At 44.6% G+C, this 19,513-nt stretch carries 14 protein-coding genes and 3 tRNA genes; 9 read left to right on the top strand and 8 right to left on the bottom strand.

Annotation, left to right across the window (positions count from 1 at the left end; translation table 11 throughout):
* Positions 1-22 precede the first annotated feature (22 nt).
* Together bamB and der are read left to right on the top strand one after the other, a co-directional pair.
* Positions 23-1,282 (top strand): outer membrane protein assembly factor BamB, encoded by a 1,260-nt coding sequence (bamB, locus tag PCAR9_RS13580; protein WP_179984049.1) that lies wholly within the window; start codon positions 23-25, stop codon positions 1,280-1,282.
* Between the two features lie 345 nt (positions 1,283-1,627).
* Entirely contained in the window at positions 1,628-3,073 is a 1,446-nt protein-coding gene (gene der / locus PCAR9_RS13575; RefSeq protein WP_179984048.1) for a ribosome biogenesis GTPase Der, read from the top strand.
* Positions 3,074-3,533: 460 nt separating this feature from the next.
* Here der and PCAR9_RS13570 read toward each other — a convergent pair whose 3' ends face one another.
* Together PCAR9_RS13570 and xseA are read right to left on the bottom strand one after the other, a co-directional pair.
* Positions 3,534-4,712 (bottom strand): hypothetical protein, encoded by a 1,179-nt coding sequence (locus PCAR9_RS13570; RefSeq protein ID WP_179984047.1) that lies wholly within the window; start codon positions 4,710-4,712, stop codon positions 3,534-3,536.
* A complete protein-coding gene (gene xseA, locus PCAR9_RS13565; RefSeq protein ID WP_179984046.1) occupies positions 4,713-6,065 on the bottom strand; it encodes an exodeoxyribonuclease VII large subunit in 1,353 nt (450 codons plus the stop codon).
* Positions 6,066-6,165: 100 nt separating this feature from the next.
* Between xseA and guaB the strand changes: the two genes are divergently transcribed.
* The 4 genes from guaB (at position 6,166) to PCAR9_RS13545 (ending at position 12,156) form a co-directional block, all read left to right on the top strand.
* Positions 6,166-7,635 carry an IMP dehydrogenase gene (gene guaB / locus PCAR9_RS13560; RefSeq protein ID WP_179984045.1) on the top strand — a complete coding sequence of 490 codons (1,470 nt, stop codon included), beginning with the start codon at positions 6,166-6,168 and terminating at the stop codon, positions 7,633-7,635.
* A 70-nt stretch (positions 7,636-7,705) separates the two neighbouring features.
* Positions 7,706-9,283 carry a glutamine-hydrolyzing GMP synthase gene (gene guaA, locus PCAR9_RS13555; RefSeq protein WP_179984044.1) on the top strand — a complete coding sequence of 526 codons (1,578 nt, stop codon included), beginning with the start codon at positions 7,706-7,708 and terminating at the stop codon, positions 9,281-9,283.
* A 215-nt stretch (positions 9,284-9,498) separates the two neighbouring features.
* The gene (locus tag PCAR9_RS13550; protein WP_179984043.1) at positions 9,499-11,121 is read left to right on the top strand and encodes a methyl-accepting chemotaxis protein; all 1,623 of its coding nucleotides are present in this window, start codon (positions 9,499-9,501) and stop codon (positions 11,119-11,121) included.
* Between the two features lie 132 nt (positions 11,122-11,253).
* A complete protein-coding gene (locus PCAR9_RS13545; protein WP_179984042.1) occupies positions 11,254-12,156 on the top strand; it encodes a histone deacetylase family protein in 903 nt (300 codons plus the stop codon).
* Positions 12,157-12,258: 102 nt separating this feature from the next.
* Here PCAR9_RS13545 and PCAR9_RS13540 read toward each other — a convergent pair whose 3' ends face one another.
* The 6 genes from PCAR9_RS13540 to folD form a co-directional block, all read right to left on the bottom strand.
* The gene (locus tag PCAR9_RS13540) at positions 12,259-13,275 is read right to left on the bottom strand and encodes a phospholipase A (RefSeq protein WP_179984041.1); all 1,017 of its coding nucleotides are present in this window, start codon (positions 13,273-13,275) and stop codon (positions 12,259-12,261) included.
* Between the two features lie 26 nt (positions 13,276-13,301).
* Entirely contained in the window at positions 13,302-14,150 is an 849-nt protein-coding gene (locus PCAR9_RS13535; protein ID WP_179984040.1) for an MBL fold metallo-hydrolase, read from the bottom strand.
* Positions 14,151-14,188: 38 nt separating this feature from the next.
* On the bottom strand, positions 14,189-15,907 hold the full coding sequence (locus PCAR9_RS13530) for a proline--tRNA ligase (protein ID WP_179984039.1): 1,719 nt from the start codon (positions 15,905-15,907) through the stop codon (positions 14,189-14,191).
* A gap of 193 nt (positions 15,908-16,100) precedes the next feature.
* A complete protein-coding gene (gene tsaA / locus PCAR9_RS13525) occupies positions 16,101-16,820 on the bottom strand; it encodes a tRNA (N6-threonylcarbamoyladenosine(37)-N6)-methyltransferase TrmO (RefSeq protein ID WP_179984038.1) in 720 nt (239 codons plus the stop codon).
* A gap of 249 nt (positions 16,821-17,069) precedes the next feature.
* Positions 17,070-17,648, bottom strand: a complete 579-nt coding sequence (locus tag PCAR9_RS13520; RefSeq protein ID WP_179984037.1) for a DUF1415 domain-containing protein — start codon at positions 17,646-17,648, stop codon at positions 17,070-17,072.
* A 104-nt stretch (positions 17,649-17,752) separates the two neighbouring features.
* Positions 17,753-18,607, bottom strand: coding sequence for a bifunctional methylenetetrahydrofolate dehydrogenase/methenyltetrahydrofolate cyclohydrolase FolD (folD, locus tag PCAR9_RS13515; protein ID WP_118493308.1), 855 nt, complete (start codon positions 18,605-18,607; stop codon positions 17,753-17,755).
* Between the two features lie 496 nt (positions 18,608-19,103).
* On the opposite strand from folD, the gene PCAR9_RS13510 reads away from it, so the two are divergent.
* From PCAR9_RS13510 to PCAR9_RS13500, 3 genes are all read left to right on the top strand, one after another.
* Positions 19,104-19,180, top strand: a tRNA-Pro gene (locus tag PCAR9_RS13510).
* A gap of 23 nt (positions 19,181-19,203) precedes the next feature.
* A tRNA-Arg gene (locus tag PCAR9_RS13505) sits at positions 19,204-19,280 on the top strand.
* A gap of 89 nt (positions 19,281-19,369) precedes the next feature.
* A tRNA-His gene (locus tag PCAR9_RS13500) sits at positions 19,370-19,445 on the top strand.
* The last annotated feature ends 68 nt before the right edge of the window (positions 19,446-19,513 follow it).

Raw genomic sequence — 19,513 nt, 5'->3', positions numbered from 1 at the left:
AAATAATAAAGAGGTACGCAATTTGTTTCACAACACGTGTGGCCGTAAAGGTCGATTTGCTCGCACGATAGGTATGGCATTGGCAGTGTCTATCACAATGTCTGGCTGCTCTACTATTTCAGACTGGTTTGCAGATGAAGAAGAACTAGAAATTCGTCGTTTAAAGCCGATTGAAGCTAAGTTTACTCCTGAATTAGTGTGGAACCGTGATATTGGTGATGGCGTTGACCATTATTTCTCACGTCTACGCCCTGTATACGCTTACGACAAGCTTTTTGCTGCTGATCGCCATGGCGCCGTTGTTGCGATGGAGCCAGAAACAGGAAAGGTGTTGTGGCAAAAAGACTTCGCACAGTTTCGCTCTGAAGGCATGTTGAGTTCGATAACCAAGCTATGGCAAAGTGGTGAAACAGCGCGTATTGGCGGTATTTCTGTTGCAGATAGACATGTATTCATAGGTACCGAAAATGGTTACATAGCGGCAATGGACGCAGAAACGGGTGAGCTTGTATGGGAAGCTACGGTACCTGGAGAAATTCTTGCGGCCCCAGCTGCCGATGAAGGGATCCTCGTGGTCAACACAGGCGCTGGAAGTTTGTTTGGTTTTAATACCCGAACTGGCGAGCAAATGTGGAGACACGAGGGCGATACGCCCCCATTAACGCTTCGCGGTATCTCAGGCCCCATTGCTTCAAACGGCGGCGCTATCGTGGGTACCCCGACCGGTAAAATTCAAGTAAACCTTATTGAAACCGGTGTGCTCGCGTGGGAAACAGTCATTGGAACGCCTTCTGGCGCGACAGAGCTTGAGCGTATTGTCGATATTGATACTACTCCAGTACTTTATGGCGGAACTATATACACCGTTTCTTATAACGGCACATTGGCCGCTGTAGAGCTTCGTTCAGGTCGGGTTATTTGGAAGCGTGAATACGCATCATTCCGCAATCTGAATATCGATGGCAACAGTATTTTTGTTGTAGACAATAACTCTAATGTTTATGCCCTTGATAGACGAAATGGCGTAGAGCTATGGTCTCAAGGACTGCTTAAACAGCGTTCGCTAACTGCAGCGACCCCGGTGGGCGAACATATTGTAGTGGGTGATAATTGGGGCTTCCTACACTGGATAGAACAAGAATCTGGTGAAGTAGTGGCTCGACTAGATGTGGGCGGCGACGATGAAGACGATGCTATTTTCGCAGCACCGCTGAATGTTGACGGTAATATTATTGCTGTAACAAGAAATGGCGAAGTAGTCTCGGTACGCGCGCCAAACTAGTACTTCATAATTTAATACATCCTTTTAAGGGCGTTTTAGGTGTGACCTAAAACGCCCTTTCTATTTATTATTCTATTCGTAGTTTTGCATGAATATCTTTACCGCGGTGCAGAACCACTATACCTGCGGTAACACGCTGCGATCAGGAACATTTTAATTCTCGCTGAGTGGGCAATTATCTATGCGGATTGGTATTAGATAGTGAACAAGGTATAATGCGCCCATTCTTAAAAGCCTCATCACATATTCTTAATCGTTAGAGAATAAACTTCCCAAACGTTGCTTGATTACATGGTGTGTGTGGCTTGTGCTTTTTTAGCTTTCATGACCCTTAGGATCTGATAAATGTTACCCGTTGTTGCTTTGGTTGGCCGCCCTAATGTTGGCAAATCAACCTTGTTTAATCGCCTTACTAATACCCGTGATGCACTTGTTGCAGATTACCCTGGGTTAACTCGCGACCGTAAATACGGTCAAGCGAAGTTTGAAAAGCGCCAGTTCATTGTTGTTGATACCGGCGGTATTACAGGTGATGAAGAAGGCATTGATGCCGAAATGGCGCAGCAGTCTTTATTGGCGATCGAAGAAGCCGATGTGGTTTTATTTTTGGTTGATGCAAGAGCAGGGATGCTGCCCGCCGACCAAGGTATTGCTGATCACCTCAGGCGCATAAACAAGAAAGTATTTGTTGTAGCCAACAAAGTTGACGGTATTGACGGCGATAGTGAAAGCGCAGAATTTTACTCTTTAGGTCTAGGCGAGATAAAGCAAATTGCAGCGGCACATGGCCGTGGCGTAAGCCAGTTACTGCAGGATGCTCTGAAACCACTAGAAGCCGACTTCCCAGACATGGAAATTGTCGACGAAGAGCCAGAGGAAGAAGAAGATGCCGAAGCTCAGCGTCAGCGTTTACAAGAGTTGCCTATTAAGCTAGCTATTGTCGGAAAGCCAAACGTAGGTAAATCAACACTAACAAACCGTATCTTAGGTGAAGAGCGAGTTGTTGTGTATGACATGCCGGGCACAACTCGTGACAGCGTTTATATCCCTATGGAAAGGGACGAACGTGAATACATCCTTATAGACACTGCAGGTGTAAGAAAGCGCAGAAAGATCAGTGAAGCCGTAGAGAAGTTTTCTATTGTAAAAACCCTTCAAGCGATTGAAGAAGCAAACGTGGTGTTATTAGTCATCGATGCCAGAGAAGGCATTACTGATCAAGATTTAAGCTTACTGGGTTTTGTTTTGAATTCTGGGCGCTCGCTAGTTGTGGCTGTAAACAAGTGGGATGGGCTAAGCACAGACGTGAAAGACGATATAAAGCGTGAAATGGACCGTCGCTTGGGCTTTGTCGACTTTGCGCGTATCCATTTTATTTCAGCGCTTCACGGTTCTGGTGTGGGTAACCTATTCGAATCTGTGCAAGAAGCTTATATGAGTGCGACCAAACGCATCAATACTGCTTTGCTTACTCAAATTATGGAAATGGCACAGGACGACCATCAGCCACCGCTTGTTCGCGGTCGTCGGGTGAAAATGAAGTATGCTCATGCCGGTGGCTATAACCCGCCTGTTATTGTTATTCACGGCAATCAGGTGGATGACCTGCCGAGCTCTTATAAACGTTTCTTAATGAACTATTTCAGAAGAGCGCTAGAGATTATGGGCACGCCTATTAAGATTGAATTCAGAGAGGGTAATAACCCGTTTGAAGGTAAAAAAGCTAATCTGACCTTGGCGCAGCAGCGCAAACGTCGCCGTATGATGTCTTACTACAAAGACAAAAAGTAAGCTTCAGAAGCATCTTAAATACTTAGGCGCTATTTCTCGTTCAGTTGAAGTAGCGCCTTTATTCTTCCTCTTCCTCTCACTATCGTTGAGTCATAATTACAACTTAGTTGTAGACTTTACGCTCTCTTTAACGTTTCAACGTCTCACTTCTTCTGGCATAACAACGCTTTGCCCCTTTGAAAATAAAGCATTCTTTAACTGGTAAGTGTTGGAGCCATTTTTGCAACCTAATGCAATTCGATTTAGGGAAAACGCATCGTAGTTAATTGTATTTGGACGTTATTTTGTCAGTAGAAAAGTTATTTAAAAGCACCTCACCACTTCAAAAAAATCAAATATACAACTGGTTTGACAGATACAAACCTCAGGAACAGCAAAAAGTCTATATCCTTAGTAGTGAATTCGAAAAAAGACCAAAACGAAATTTATCGTTTACGAAACGTAATAAAGTGAAAAAAGCCTAGCGCTGACCTTCCAAAAGCAGGGTGCGAACCTTTTTCATCATTTCAGACTCTTGTGGTACTTCAACCTTAACGATCAACTGGTTGACAATAGTGTCTGAAAAATCAGGAGGGAAAGTGGTAGACACTTTAACTATCTTGTCCTGTTGTCTAAATACATAGGTTGTTGCGAAAATTGTTGGCGATGTTTCTGAATTTGCACTTAAACCTAGCCTCCACCCAGAAAGTTTATCGTTCACTGTATAGGGAGAGGCAGGACTGACTTGAGATAAAATTAAGTGCTGTAACTCTGCTGTAGCCGATGCTTTCTTAAAGTCGCTTTCTAATTCCTGTGGCAAAAGTTCGCTTTCATCTGAAGAAAGCTGCGCCAAAAATGGGTAGACGGTAACGTCGACCAAAGCGTCTTCGAAGTTTGAATGTATATAACGAGTGATTGCACCACTAAAAGGGTCCGAGTAAAGCTGGGTGTCTAGTTTAGTAAACTCGCCGACGGCATCTGGAACCTTGAGTGCTAAGTTGTAATTACTTGCTTCAAGGGCAGCAAACAAGAACTCGCTGGTGAAAATTTGTTTATGCTTTACGTGTTCAAGCCAGCGAGATACCAGTAAACGTACAACATTTTCGGTGCTTTGCTTTTCAATAACATTGCTATTACTGGTTTCTATACCGCTATCAAATGCTGAAGAATCAATTTCAATGCCCCGCCACTGTAGCGTAAATTCCGCGAATTGCTTCGCATTTTGCTTGTGCACATTGGGCGCAGCACCCACGTTAGCAATAAGCAGTTCGTAGTCGTTTCCCTCAGCGTAGGGTAAGAGGTTGTTAAATTTTCCGGTTTCACTGAGTTCTTTGATGAAATTTTCTGGAGAAATAGCATCTTCTTGGCATAAAGTGTTGTCGCTTACGAAATCAGGTTCGAGGTTATATGTTTCTCGCTGTTCAATACAGGCCTCAAGTAAATCTTCGCTTGGGTAGGTAGAGAAAACAGCAACGCTTTGGTCCACTGAAGACGCCCATGCGTGATTAGAAAAATCGACTATCAACAATAAGCAAAGGGGCAGCATAGGTACTGGCTTGGCGAAACTCTGAAGCAGTTTGCAAAACAAGACTCTGGCCCGCAGCTGCAAAGAATAAAATATGATGTTTTTTGCACTAACGGGCATAATATTAAAAGCCATCTATTGCCGCTGAATTTTCGTCACTGTACTGGTTATTTCACCGTCAGTCACTCGTGTTTTTATCTCATCACCTATTTCAACTTTTTCCACGCTATTCACCGCTGCTTTTTCGGTAAGCGTGATGCTGTAACCTCGGGCAAGTGTTGAAAGAGGGCTTACGGATTGTAAGAGGCCTACTTTACTGCCAAGTTCACTTTTCTTACCTTTAATAAGTGCATTTATACCTGAAATAAGCTTGGTATTCGCATAGTTAAGTTTATCTTTTGCTCGCGCTACACTTGCCGACGGTGATTGATGGTTTAATCTAGATGCTAGCGTATGCAGTTGCTTCTCTGCTTTTGCTAAATCACTTTGCATTTTATGGGTCATGCGTAGCTGTAGCCGGTCTAACGTTTGCCACTGCGACTGTATACGACTTTGTGGGTGCAACGCATTTAAACGTTGTTTCTTTAAAGTGAGCTGCTGCTTATTAGTTTGAATATACTGATGTACTGCTCGTGCTAAGCGTTGTTTTTGCTGATGCAACGTTTGGTAAAGAGCAGTAGAGTCCTGACTTAAGATTTCTGCGGCTGCAGATGGGGTAGGGGCGCGAACATCAGCGACGAAGTCGCTTATTGTGAAATCTACTTCATGACCCACGGCGCTAACGATGGGTAGGGAACTTGCGGCAACTTCCCTTGCTAGGCTCTCATCATTAAAACACCATAAGTCTTCTAATGAACCACCGCCGCGCGTAAGTAATAGCACATCGACTTCAGCGCGTCTGTTAGCCGTACTCAATGCATTGATTAATTGTTGAGGAGCAGTCTCGCCTTGAACCATTGACGGATACACGATGACTTCAGTTTGCGGACTCCTGCGTTTTAATACACTTAATACATCGTGAAGTGCTGCACCGCTTGATGAGGTTATTACGCCAATGCGATTAATACGTTCAGGCAGAGGACGTTTGTTATTGGCGTCGAACAAGCCTTCATTATGAAGTTTGAACTTCAGCGCTTCAAACGCTTGCTTAAGTGCACCTTCTCCATCGCTTTCCATATGCTCAACGACGAGTTGATAGTCGCCGCGTGCTTCGTAAAGCCCTACCGACGCCCGCACTAAAATTTTATCGCCTTCTTTCGGGCGAATGCGAACGTTTCGGTTTGAACCTTTGAACATGGCCGCGCGGACTTGGGCTTTGTTGTCTTTCAGCGTGAAGTACCAATGCCCTGATGCGGCTGCCACAAAGTTGGATATTTCGGCAGATAGCCAAATAAGGCCAATTTCGCCCTCCAACACGGTTCTGGCTAAGCGATTCAGCTTGGTGACTGTTAAAATTTGTCGAGACGTAGATGGCGAATTTGTAAACATAAAAAAAATCACTAGGTTTAATACATTTAGAGTTTACCTGAAAACTAAAAAACACTACAATTGCGCCGCAATTAACCCTCAACTGAATAGGTGTTGTTGCATGCTACGTATCATCCAAGAAGCCCTGACGTTCGACGATGTGTTGCTGGTTCCCGGCCACTCGACCGTCCTCCCTCATACAGCCAACCTACAAACCCGTCTAACCCGTGGAGTAACGTTAAATATTCCAATGGTGTCTGCTGCCATGGACACGGTTTCTGAAGCCCGTCTAGCCATTGCGCTAGCTCAAGAGGGTGGTATTGGTTTCATTCATAAGAACATGAAGCCCGAAGAGCAAGCCAAACACGTACGTGAAGTTAAGAAATACGAAAGTGGTGTGGTATCTGACCCGGTAACGGTAGAAGAGAACGCGACCATTGGTGAAGTTATCGCGCTTTCTAAGCGTCTAGGCTACTCTGGTTTCCCGGTAACTGACAAAGACAATAACCTAATTGGTATTGTGACAGGCCGTGACCTTCGCTTTGAAAAGCGCTTAAATCTTCCTATTAGTAACGTGATGACCAAAAAGGATGATCTGGTTACCGTTAAAGAAGGTGCAAGCTCTGACGTAGTGCTAGATTTAATGCACGAACACCGCATTGAAAAAATTCTTGTTGTAGACGATGCGTTCAAGCTTACAGGTCTTATCACCGTTAAAGACTTCCAAAAAGCAGAAAACAAGCCTAATGCGTGTAAAGACTCACTAGGTCGTCTTCGCGTAGGAGCGGCGGTAAGCGTTGGTGCTGGTACTGATGAGCGTATCGCCTTACTTGTTGATGCAGGTGTAGATGTTCTACTAATCGATACTTCTCACGGTCATTCGCAAGGCGTTATTGACCGCGTTAAGAAAGTACGTGCAGACTATCCAGATGTACAAATTATTGCGGGTAACGTTGCGACGGGCGATGGCGCGAAAGCACTTGCCGATGCCGGCGTAGATGCTGTTAAAGTGGGAATTGGGCCTGGTTCAATTTGTACTACCCGTATCGTAACCGGTTGCGGTGTGCCTCAAATTACTGCGGTATCAGATGCAGTAGAAGCGCTTAAAGATACTGACATTCCAGTAATCGCTGACGGCGGTATTCGTTTTTCGGGTGACATTGCTAAGGCGTTGGCTGCTGGCGCAAGCTGCGTAATGGTTGGCAGCATGCTAGCAGGTACTGAAGAAGCGCCAGGGGAAGTAGAACTTTTCCAAGGCCGTTATTACAAGTCATATCGCGGTATGGGTTCACTAGGCGCTATGGATCAAAGCCACGGTTCGTCAGACCGTTACTTCCAAGATTCTGATAACGCTGAGAAATTAGTACCAGAAGGTATTGAAGGCCGCGTAGCGTACAAAGGTCCAATTGCTAATATTATCCATCAGCAAATGGGCGGCTTGCGCTCAGCCATGGGCTTAACGGGCTGCGCAACGATTGAAGAGCTAAATACCAAGGCACAATTTGTGCGCGTAACTTCAGCCGGAATGGGCGAGAGCCACGTGCACGATGTAAGCATTACCAAAGAAGCGCCAAATTACCGTTTAGGTTAAGGCGACCGACGACTGCGAGGCTGGTACTACACCAGCCTTTGTTCTTTTATTTAACGGGTAAAAATAAAACATGACCACAAATATCCACGACCAACGCATACTTATTTTGGATTTTGGCTCGCAATACACGCAGTTGATAGCACGTCGTGTTCGCGAAATCGGCGTTTACTGCGAGCTTTGGGCTTGGGATGTGACCGAAGAGCAAATCCGCGAATTTAATCCTCAAGGAATTATCTTGTCTGGTGGCCCAGAGTCAGTAACAGAAGAAGGCTCACCGCGAGCACCTGAGTATGTGTTTGAAGCCGGCGTGCCCGTGCTAGGCGTGTGCTATGGCATGCAAACTATGGCGCACCAGTTAGGCGGTGGCGTACTGGGCTCAGACAAGCGTGAATTTGGTTATGCGCAAGTAGAAGTGATTAAGCCAAGCCCGCTGCTGGATAAAATTGAAGATGCGATAGGTGATAACGGCGCGGCGCTGCTTGATGTATGGATGAGCCACGGCGATAAAGTAGCAGCTATTCCTGAAGGCTTTGAAACCATTGCGCAAACGGCTTCATGTCCGCATGCGGCAATGTATAACGAAGAAAAGCAATTCTACGGCGTACAATTCCACCCAGAAGTGACTCACACACGCCAAGGTATGCGTTTACTTACTCACTTTGTAATGGATGTTTGTAAGTGTGAAAAGCTGTGGACGGCTGGCGCAATTATTGACGATGCTATTGAGCGTATTAAAGAAAAAGTAGGTGACGAGCGCGTCATATTAGGTTTATCGGGAGGTGTAGACTCTTCAGTAACGGCTATGTTACTTCACCGTGCTATTGGCAGAAACCTTACCTGTGTATTTGTAGATAACGGATTGCTGCGCCTTAATGAAGCCGATCAGGTGATGGAAATGTTTGGTGACCACTTTGGTTTAAACATTATCCGTGTCGACGCTGAAGGCCGTTTCCTTGACCGCTTGAAAGGCATTGAAGATCCTGAGCTTAAGCGTAAAGCTATCGGTAACGAATTTGTTCGTGTATTCGATGAGGAAGCGAGCAAATTAGAGAACGCTAAATGGCTAGCACAGGGTACTATCTACCCAGACGTGATTGAGTCAGCGGGTTCAGCAACTGGTAAGGCGCACGTAATTAAGTCGCACCACAACGTGGGCGGTCTTCCTGAAGATATGGAACTGGGTCTTGTTGAGCCACTGCGTGAACTATTTAAAGATGAAGTCCGCAAAATAGGCCTTGAGTTAGGTTTACCATACGACATGCTTTACCGCCACCCGTTCCCTGGACCGGGTCTAGGTGTTCGTGTACTTGGTGAAATTAAGAAAGAATATTGCGACCTACTACGTCGCGCTGACGCTATCTTTATTGAAGAGCTATATGCAGCTGATTTGTACCAAAAAGTAAGCCAAGCGTTTACCGTATTCCTTCCAGTGCGCTCGGTTGGCGTAATGGGTGATGCGCGTAAATACGATTGGGTGGTAAGCCTTCGCGCAGTAGAGACCATCGACTTTATGACAGCTCACTGGGCTCACTTGCCATATGATTTCCTAGGTAAAGTGTCGAATCGCATTATCAATGAAATCGACGGCATTAGCCGTGTGGTTTACGACATCTCTGGTAAGCCACCTGCTACGATTGAGTGGGAATAATCGGGTGTAAATATACCAAAATGAAAAAAAAAGAGCTTTCGGGCTCTTTTTTTGTATTTACCTCAAAAAGAATAAGTTAATAAGCAACCTGTCAGCACTGCGTATATTTTTATATATATTGATATGTTGCCTTATACCTAACTTGTAACCATACCGTCATAAAACTATCATTTAATGGCGACGTCCTCCTTCAAAATTATACTAAAGGTTAAGCCGTGTTCAATTACACAAGCATCAGTCGTTTGGTGATGACGCCCGTTCTCGCCAGTCTTTTCATTCTTGTATTACTCAATGGTGCTTCAATTTTGAAATCATTTTCTTTGCTTAGCGCATTTGATGAGCTAGAGAATACGCTGGTTCAAGCTGAGCGAGACGTCAATACAACGCTTAGTACGTTCAAGACACAAGTTCAAGAGTGGAAGAATGTCTTGCTACGCGGACATAAAAAAGAAGATAGAGAAAAATACTGGGAACGATTCAAGCAGCGTGAAGCTGATATAACTCGTCAATTTGACCTGATGCTATCGGGTAATGTGATAAGTGATAGCGTGAAGTCTGATATCAGGCAATTTAAAAAAGCGCATGCCGTGATGGCCGAAAAATATCGAGAAGGTTACAACGCGTTTATTACCTCAGGGTTTGACCCTAAAGTTGGCGATAGCTTTGTGCGCGGTATTGATAGAGAGCCCGCTAAGCTTTTATCAAGCATAGCATCGGAAATTGAAGCAGATTCAGCCAATGCAATAGCTGAGCTTAAAGCCAATACCCGCAGTATGCTTTGGATCATATTATTGGCCGCTGTTGCGCTGTCTGGGCTTTCAGTTGTGTACGTTGTTGCTCGCCTGCGTTCTCAAGTTATCAAGCCAACGAAGGCTGTTGCTGCGTGTATATCGAACTTAGCTAATAGCCGCTATGACTATGCATTAACTTATACAAGTGAGCACGAACTAGGTATGTTGGCCGATTCCGCCCGCGCGTTGCAATACAAGCTGAAAGATTCGGTTGCGCAGCTTCAACAGGCGGAACGAGAAATGGAAAAAGCCTTCGGTACACTCGGTAACGTCAGCCAATCCATTATGGAAGGCGCCAATGGCCAGCGTGATGCGTCGCGTTCGCTTGATAGCAGCACAGATAAACTGAAAGAGATTGTACAGAATTTAGTGGCTATTACTGACCAAGTTGCTGTAGCTACCAATAATTCTGAAAAGAACGTAGCAAGCTGTTACGCCACATTTGAAAGTGCTAACGCAGGCTTTAAACAGCTAGCTAAAACGGTAACCGAATCCAGTAATATTGTTTCTGAACTTCAAAGTCGAAGCACGAATATCCTTAAAGTGGTGAACGTCATTAATGAAATTGCCGACCAAACTAATTTGTTAGCACTTAACGCAGCAATTGAAGCTGCAAGGGCAGGTGAGCACGGGCGAGGGTTTGCGGTAGTAGCGGATGAAGTTCGGGCACTTGCAGCTAAAACGCAACAATCGACTAAAGAAATTAACGATATTTTGAGCAGCTTTGAGGCGGAGGCAAAAGGTGCGGTAGCGGCCATGTCATCGGGCAAGCAGTTATCTGATAACAACGCGGCAGAGGCCGCTACGGCACTTGAAACCCTCAATAATGTAGTGAGAGATATTCAAGAAACCGCGAGCGTAGTGGTGGCGCTTAACGAAGCGGCAGATGAGCAAGAAGCGGTGCTACAGCAGGTGGAAGCAATTATAAGCAACGTAGTGACATCGTCAGAAAAATATCATCAGCTTGCGCAGCGTGATGACATGTCTCGCTCAATGAAAAGTATGTCAGAAAACGTGGAAAAGGTGGTGAACAGTTTGACCCGCTAACTGTGCTTTGTCAGTATTAACCGCAGATGTGGAACTAAAATGTTTTGGAGTAAGCGTCAAGGTGGCTTTTAAAACCATGCCGCTTATTCCTTGTTCCATGAGCCATATATTGAATAAGTTGCACTAAAAATAATGACCACGCCACTCGTTTTTCACCCCATATATAGCCAGTTAGACCTTCCCGAACGACACCGCTTTCCCATCGAAAAATATGTGGGTATTCGCGACGAGCTGGTAAGGCGTGGAGTTGATAAAGCGCGTTTTATTACCCCGTCACCCGTTGATTTATCTGTTCTTACGGCCTATTACGACTCAAGCTATGTCGATGCGCTTACTACTGGCGCATTAGATAAAAAAGCTATGCGTCGTATAGGCTTTCCTTGGTCGCAGCAATTAATTGAACGTACCCGAACCGCCGTCGCAGGTACTTGTTTAACGGCAAACCTTGCATTAGAGCATGGCAAAGCCTTGAATTTAACTGGGGGGTATCATCACGCGTTCGCGGACTTTGGTTCTGGCTTTTGTCTTTTCAATGATTTGTATTTAGCGGCAAAAACCATGCAGCAAACATCATCTATTGATAATGTGCTCATTATCGATTTGGATGTGCACCAAGGAGACGGCACAGCCAAGCTTGCTGAAGATGATCGCGATATCTTTACCTTATCCATTCATGGTGAAAAAAACTTTCCATACAGAAAGCAGCATTCGGATATTGATATTGGGCTTGCCAAGGGGACGGAAGATGACGAGTATTTGTCTACGCTTGAAGAGGCGCTTACATTAGCTAATAGGCAGTTTCAACCCGATGCCATTATCTATGACGCGGGTGTGGATGTTCATGTGAACGACGATTTAGGGCATTTACATATATCCACCCAAGGTGTTTATGAAAGGGACAAGACTGTATTTGCTTTTGCTGACCGTTTAGGTGTGCCAATTGCGGCGGTCATTGGGGGAGGATATCAAAGAGATATTGCTGCGCTGGTAGATGTGCATATTCAGCTTTATCGTGCTGCGGGTGTAATTGACTAGCTGCTGCGAGTATCTATTGAACGATAAAAAGCGCGCTCAAAACGCGTCGATAAAAAACAAATCGTTTTGAGGGCGCTTCGTAATTAAGCGTACTTATCTGTTTTACAAAAAGTGCAGCTGAAAACCAATACCGATGCGTTCTTGTGAACGGTTGTAGTCGATAAGAGAGTCGCCATAGCCATTGAAATACTGCAGCAGTAACTCATAGCGGTCAGATATCGGGTAGGTGAAATCTAGCTGAATACTGCCCTTGTTTTCGTCAAAATCCAGGTTGTTTCTCAGCAGCGCAAGCACTTTAAAAGCACCAATTTTTCTGCCGTAACCAAATTCCATTCTGCCGTAGTAGTCTTGAATGTCTGGGTTATCGTCTCCCGTTGGATCAAGCGGGTCTGCTTTTTCGTCTTCAGGAATACGATACCAAGTCTTAAAGTAATAAATATCGTCGTTGTCGCTGAACACTATTGACGCGAAAAGGCGGTTCCAACTGCGTGAGCGCAGACCACTTTGGCCGTTCGACATATGATTGAAACCGACTTGGAAGGTATTAAATTTGTAGCCAAGTACCGAATAATCTGCGGTTTCTTGCCAGAAAACTTCTGGCTCGTAATTGGTCTCGCGAAAGGGCTTTGACGCTTCACTATTATAAAGCTGCCAGAAAGAGGTTACCGTAAAGCCGAAGTACAAGCCGTCAAAGCCAGTATCTTCCATGTACAGGGGGAGCTTAGCGCTCACTTGAAACTTAGCTTCTTTATTATCTACGTTTTCTTCTGTTAACTCTTCATTGCCGAAAGTGTTAGGGTTAGAAACGTAAGTAATAGGAAGTAAATAATTTTGTCTATGCTGAGTAATAGCAAAAACGTTGTCTAGTGCTTCTTTATCACCTTCCAGGCGTTCATCTAGCGCGCTCTCTGTGGTTGTGTCACGTTTGATGATATCTATAACCTCAATACCACTTTCTTCTTGAGACCGCTGCTCATCTGCCTTTTCAACAACGCTTTCCTGTTCGCTGTTCTCGATAGGTGATGTTTGTTCGCTTACCACTTCTTGTGATTCTTGAGCGCATACTGACGTGCAAGCAGCAAACGCTGCCAATATTATTAAAGGCTTTAACACAGACACCTTAAATTCTCCGTTACAAGGGGTTGTTATATTTTATTGAAGTCCAACGTTTGGCCTTCTGAAGACGCAAATACATGTAAAGTAGACGCTGCCACTGTGACGTATTCATTACAATGTTTCACGACATCATCTATAGCGTCATCTGTGCGTTCTGGATCATGACTGTATAAAGCTAATTGCTTAACATGACTTGCCATAGCGAGTTTGACCGCTTCTTCAGCAACGGAATGACCCCACCCGTTTTTAGCAGGCATGTCTGTTAACATGTACTGTGCATCATGAATAAGCAAGTCTGCGCCGTTAGCAAACTTCGCAAAATCTAGAAAATCTGTTTCTTTTTTATAAGGAGGGTAGAGTTCGTTATCGGTAATATAAGCAACTTTGGCACCGTCGGCTTCAATACAATAGGCGCTACCGCTGCCTGGGTGGTTCATGGCCAAGCGGGTGATAGTCGCACTTCCAATGGTAAATGTATTTTCTGTTGCAGGATACTCAATAAGGCTTATGGAAGACTTTAACGCGTTTTTCGGAACAGGGAATAATGACCCTTCCATTTGTTTTAAAATTTGATCTGGTTCGTTGAGCTGAGTAAGACCTGGATAAATGTTTATTTCACGTGATTCTTGGTAAATAGGTGCGAAAAAAGGAAAACCTTGAATATGGTCCCAATGGTTGTGACTTAATAAAAGGTGGATTGGCGTTGTCTTTTTAATTAAGCGGTCGCCAAGTAAGCGAATACCAGTACCTGAGTCGAGAATGATATCAGTACCGTCCTCGAGCTCAATGTGAACGCATGCGGTGTTACCACCATAACGAACGTAAGCTGCCCCCGGAGTGGGTATTGACCCTCTTACGCCATAAAAAGTTAACCGCATACGCCCTCATCTACTTATCTAATGAGCAAGTTCAGGTTTTAGAGAGCGGCTACAAAGTCTTTTGCTGCGCTAAGGTCTAATAACTGTTTCTCGCCAGTACGTCTATTCTTATATTCAACCTGTTGATTATCCAGGTTTCTTTCACCAATAACAATGCTGTGAGGTATGCCAATTAATTCCATATCATTGAACATAACACCCGGGCGCTCTTTTCTGTCATCAAATAACACTTCTACGCCTAGTGCAATAAGCTCTTCGTATAGCGCTTCTGCAGCTTCTTTTATACGATGAGATTTATGCATATTCATTGGTATTAATGCAATTTTAAACGGCGCAATAGGATCTGGCCACTTTATGCCGAATTTATCGTGATTTTGTTCGATAGCAGCAGCAACAATGCGCGATACACCAATGCCGTAACAGCCCATGGTCAGCGTTTGATGCTTACCTGATTCACTTAGCACACCGCAGTTCATGGCTTCTGAATACTTGCTGCCAAGTTGGAAAATATGACCCACTTCGATACCGCGCTTAATATCAAGTGTGCCTTTACCGTCTGGAGCCGCATCGCCAGCGACGACATTGCGAATATCTACACCAGTAATATCATCAGACCAATTTACGTTGATGTTCATTTTACCGCCAGCGCCAGCGCCTGTTGTAAAATCTGCTAGCGCTACAGCACTTGCATCCACGTAAGCTGGGATTGGAAGGTTAGTTGCGTCTGCAAAATAGGGTACTACACCAAGCACTTCTTTCGCTTTGTCGAATGACGCTTCAACCAGCGGGGTAGCAACACCTTCAATTTTCTCTGCTTTAATATCATTTAATTCGTGGTCAGCGCGCAGCACTAATGCAACCCAGTTGTCTGCTTGTACTTCTTCGCCTTTGTCATCTGTTGCGTTCGCCGCTTTTACCACAACAACTTTTACTGTATTGGTTATATCGGCATCGATACTTTTAAGTATTTTTTCGAAATCTTTGCCTTTTGCATCTTTCGTTTCTACAGAGGCACCGGTAGCTTGTGCTTTTTCTGGTGCCACAGCGGCGGCCATTTCAACGTTAGCCGCGTAGTCGCTGCCTGATGAGAATGCAATGGCGTCTTCACCAGAGTCAGCTAGCACGTGAAACTCATGAGAATGATTACCACCAATTGAGCCTGAATCGGCTATTACTGCTCTGTAATCAAGACCCATACGAGAGAAAATGTTGCAGTAAGCGTCATACATTTGCTGGTAAGTCTCTTCCAGGCAGCTTTCTTCTAAGTGAAAGCTATATGCATCTTTCATCGTAAACTCACGACCACGCATAATGCCGAAACGCGGGCGAACTTCGTCGCGGAATTTTGTCTGGATTTGATACAGGTTTAGTGGAAGTTGCTTGTAGCTGCTTATTTCATTGCGTACAAGGGCTGTAACCACTTCTTCGTGAGTTGGGCCTAATACAAAGTCGCGCTGGTGACGGTCTTTAACGCGAAGCAGTTCTGGGCCGTATTCTTCCCAGCGTCCTGACTCTTCCCATAGATCGGCAGGCTGAACAACGGGCATAAGCACTTCAATCGCGCCTGCTTTGTTCATTTCTTCACGAACAATATTGGCTACTTTATTAAGTACACGAAGACCTGACGGCAGCCACGTGTAAAGACCTGAGGCAAGCTTTCTGATCATACCAGCTCTCAGCATAAGCTGGTGGCTGATAACCTCTGCATCGGCAGGTGTTTCTTTCTGCGTGGCAAGCAAATATTGACTAGTGCGCATGTAAAGCAGGTATCCTGTTTTCAATGTATTTATGACTGTGGGTGTGCTGGCCTTCTGCGATAAGTTGTACACATTATGCAATTTATGGAATTGTTGCTAAATGCTTTAACCAAAGAATGAGCATCACACGTTTGGCGGTATTCTAATTAACTGTGAGCCATTTCGCCACAGACTGTTTACACTAAAAGTGCAATTAACCTAAATGAATAAGCTCAGTTACCCATACCACACTATTTTTCACCTTAAAGCCTACATCAACATCGTATAGGGTAACGCGATAGGTTTTCTCGTCGTTATCTAGCTTTTGTTTATAAGCTGGGCGAGGGTCTTGCGCCAGTACCGCCTTAACTAAAGAGGTAAAGTCGCTGTACTTTTTGTCTATTTCAGAAAGCGTTGGCTTAAGCGTATCTAAAAATTTCACATGGCGTTGGGGAATGGGGCTAATGTCGTCAAGCTTGTCGCTTGCGTGTTGGACACTATCTGCGTAACCAATATAAGGTTTGATATCGATAAGCGGCGTACCGTCTACTAAATCTACACCTTCTACCAGCAAGTGCGCTTTACCCTTATCGTGTACTAGCCCATTGTTTTTCACGACAGACATACCAATACTGTTCGGCCGATGTGTACTGCGAGTGGCTAAAACACCCATAGTGGCATTGCCGCCCAACCGAGGTGCCTTTACTGTATTTTTCCAACCGCGCTCAATGTTTTGATGAAAAATAAAAAGTAGCCACAGGTGACTATAACTTTCTATCCCTTTTAGCATGTGGATATCGTTAAACCCTTCTTCGAACGTTATTATCCCATGAGCTTTTGCTAAGTTAGGTTGCCTTGGGATGGCAAACTTTTGCTTGAAAGGCGTAGCGATACTCGCGATTGTCGATACGGTAAATGAAGTTGGCGTAGTCACGGGTCTGCTTCAACCTAATTAAAAATAATGTTTGCTGTCATATTACTCTCATACTTAACAGGTAATGTAACAGTGCAAGTGAAAACTTGAACCAGATAAAGTATTTTTTCGGTTCACGAATGAAATATTTATTTGGGTTCCCGGGAGTAATCCAACATTTTCAGCCTGCTCAGTTATTGCACTAGAACTTTTTCTGGTATCAGTTTATAAAACTTGTGTACTTAGCAAAGCAATTAAAACGCTCGTGTTTTACTGCGCAGGCTTATCTTTTTTTATTGCTTCTAATGCGTTCTCAAAATAAGGGCAGCCAAGTGCCTGCGCCTTTTCAATGTTATGGCTGAATATCTTTTCCGCGTCCTCTTCTTTCTTCATATAGCGAGTAATGTGAGCTTCGCGAATTAAATGCAAGAGCGGGTAGGGGGAACGATTCGTGTAGTTTTCAGCATCGTTAAAATCGCTACCGTCAAACACATAGTCAGGGTGAAAACTCGCGAGTTGATAGGTGCCACTGTATCCCCAGTCATGCAACATATTATCGCCAATAGCTAGCACATCAAGGTACTCTTCAAAATCAGCAAGGCTCGGATTTGTCAGGGCAATTAGTGTGGTAGCGGTGCTCTCATTCTCTTCCAAATGGCGAAGTTCGTCGTACAGAGATTGAATAACGTCCCCCGCATCTCCTGCTATTACTTTACAACGAATTTGATTTGGCGTTCTTACATAGCGCGCAAAGGGGCAAAAATTGTGTTTTATCACAATATCATCAACCCACTTAAGCGTTGCATCAATTACGTGTTGTTCGCACAACGGAGATGTTGGTTCTGCCATAGAGAAGTTTTTCAATTTAGGTCAGTATTCAAAAAGAGGGGAGTATAAAGCAAAAAGGCAGAAATTTAATTTCTGCCTTTAAAATTTGTTTAAGCCTTAGTGCTTTAAGAATGAAACTTAACGTACGCCTCAAGCGTGTTTTCTATCAAACTTGCCACTGTCATAGGACCAACACCGCCAGGTACAGGTGTTATCCAGCCTGCACGCTCTTTGGCTTTTTCAAAATCAACATCGCCTATTAATGAGCCATCATTAAGACGGTTAATGCCCACATCAATCACAATCGCCCCAGGCTTAACCCAGTCGCCAGGTATAAAGTTAGGCTTACCGACAGCTACAACAAGTAAGTCTGCACGCTGAACGTGGCTTTTAAGGTCTTGGGTAAACTTGTGGCAGGTAGTAACAGTACAACCGGCTAACAATAATTCAAGACTCATAGGGCGGCCCACAATATTCGACGCACCGACAATAACCGCATCTAAACCCTTAACAGGGCGTTTAGTAGACTCGATCATGGTCATGATGCCCTTAGGTGTACATGGTCGTAAAGCGGGAATACGTTGAGCAAGGCGACCGATGTTATAGGGATGGAAGCCATCGACATCTTTATGCGGGTGAATACGCTCTAACACTTTCTCTGCGTTGAGACCGGCAGGTAGTGGTAGTTGAACCAAAATGCCGTCTATCTCTTTATCTTCGTTTAGCTCGTCCACTAAGTTAAGTAAGGTTTCTTCCGTAGTGTCGGAAGGTAGATCGAAAGAGCGAGAAACGAAACCTACTTCTTCACAGGCTTTACGCTTATTTGAAACGTAAACTTGAGAAGCGGCATCACTGCCTACAAGGACAACGGCAAGACCTGGCTGTCTTTTACCTGCCTGAGTAAGTGATTCAACATAGGATGTTACGTGTTGGCGAACTTGCTTGGCAATTAATTTGCCGTCAATAAGATGGGCGGTCATAGTCTTGTACGATTCTTATATGGTTGGGTGGTCAACAAGTGCCCTATATTGTTTCATAAAATAGGGGGAATACTCTAGCAATTATTAGATAGTAGTTATCGGTCGTAACCGAACCTCTAATAAGTTGAACTTAACCGAATAGTGCGTGTAACTGAGTAACCGCTCAACATAAAGGAAATAACGAGAGACCAACAACGTCAAAAAGTAGTTTACGTGATAATAAACAAAGCCCTTTTCTTTAAGCTAGGTTGCCCGGTCCAGGTTGAGCCAATAACTTTTCTTGCAATAGCAATATGGCAAACCCGTTTACGGGTTACTACGCGTAATTAAAAGCCGTGAAATATAGGCAGAATTGTACAAAAAAACATGATAATGAGTGCTTTGTGAGCGGTTGGTGATTTTATTTAAAAAAGTGTTTGACGAGGTGGGGGGATGTCAGTAATATTCGCACCCCGTAACGGCACAGAGGCTTACGCATCTTGGTCGATACGACAGTCGGTGAGTGGCGCAGCTTGGTAGCGCACTTGTTTTGGGTACAAGGGGTCGCAGGTTCAAATCCTGTCTCACCGACCACTTTTGCAGCGAAGATTCGCCAAGCGCCCGTAGCTCAGCTGGATAGAGCAACGGCCTTCTAAGCCGTGGGTCGCAGGTTCGAATCCTGCCGGGCGCGCCATGCGAGTCAGGTAGGTCCTGATAGCAAGGCTGAATTTTTATATCTACACTGCTAGTATAAAGCTTGTAGATTGTGCAACACACCCTATGGTGGGCGTAGCTCAGTTGGTAGAGCCCCGGATTGTGATTCCGGTTGTCGTGGGTTCAAGTCCCATCGTCCACCCCACTTCTTGCGGAAGTGGTGGAATTGGTAGACACGCTGGATTTAGGTTCCAGTGCTTCACGGCGTGAGAG

Source organism: Alteromonas macleodii (assembly GCF_903772925.1).
In the GTDB taxonomy this organism is placed as follows: domain Bacteria; phylum Pseudomonadota; class Gammaproteobacteria; order Enterobacterales; family Alteromonadaceae; genus Alteromonas; species Alteromonas macleodii_A.
Note: the sequence above shows the minus strand (reverse complement) of the source record. Positions and strands in the feature narration are given on the sequence as shown.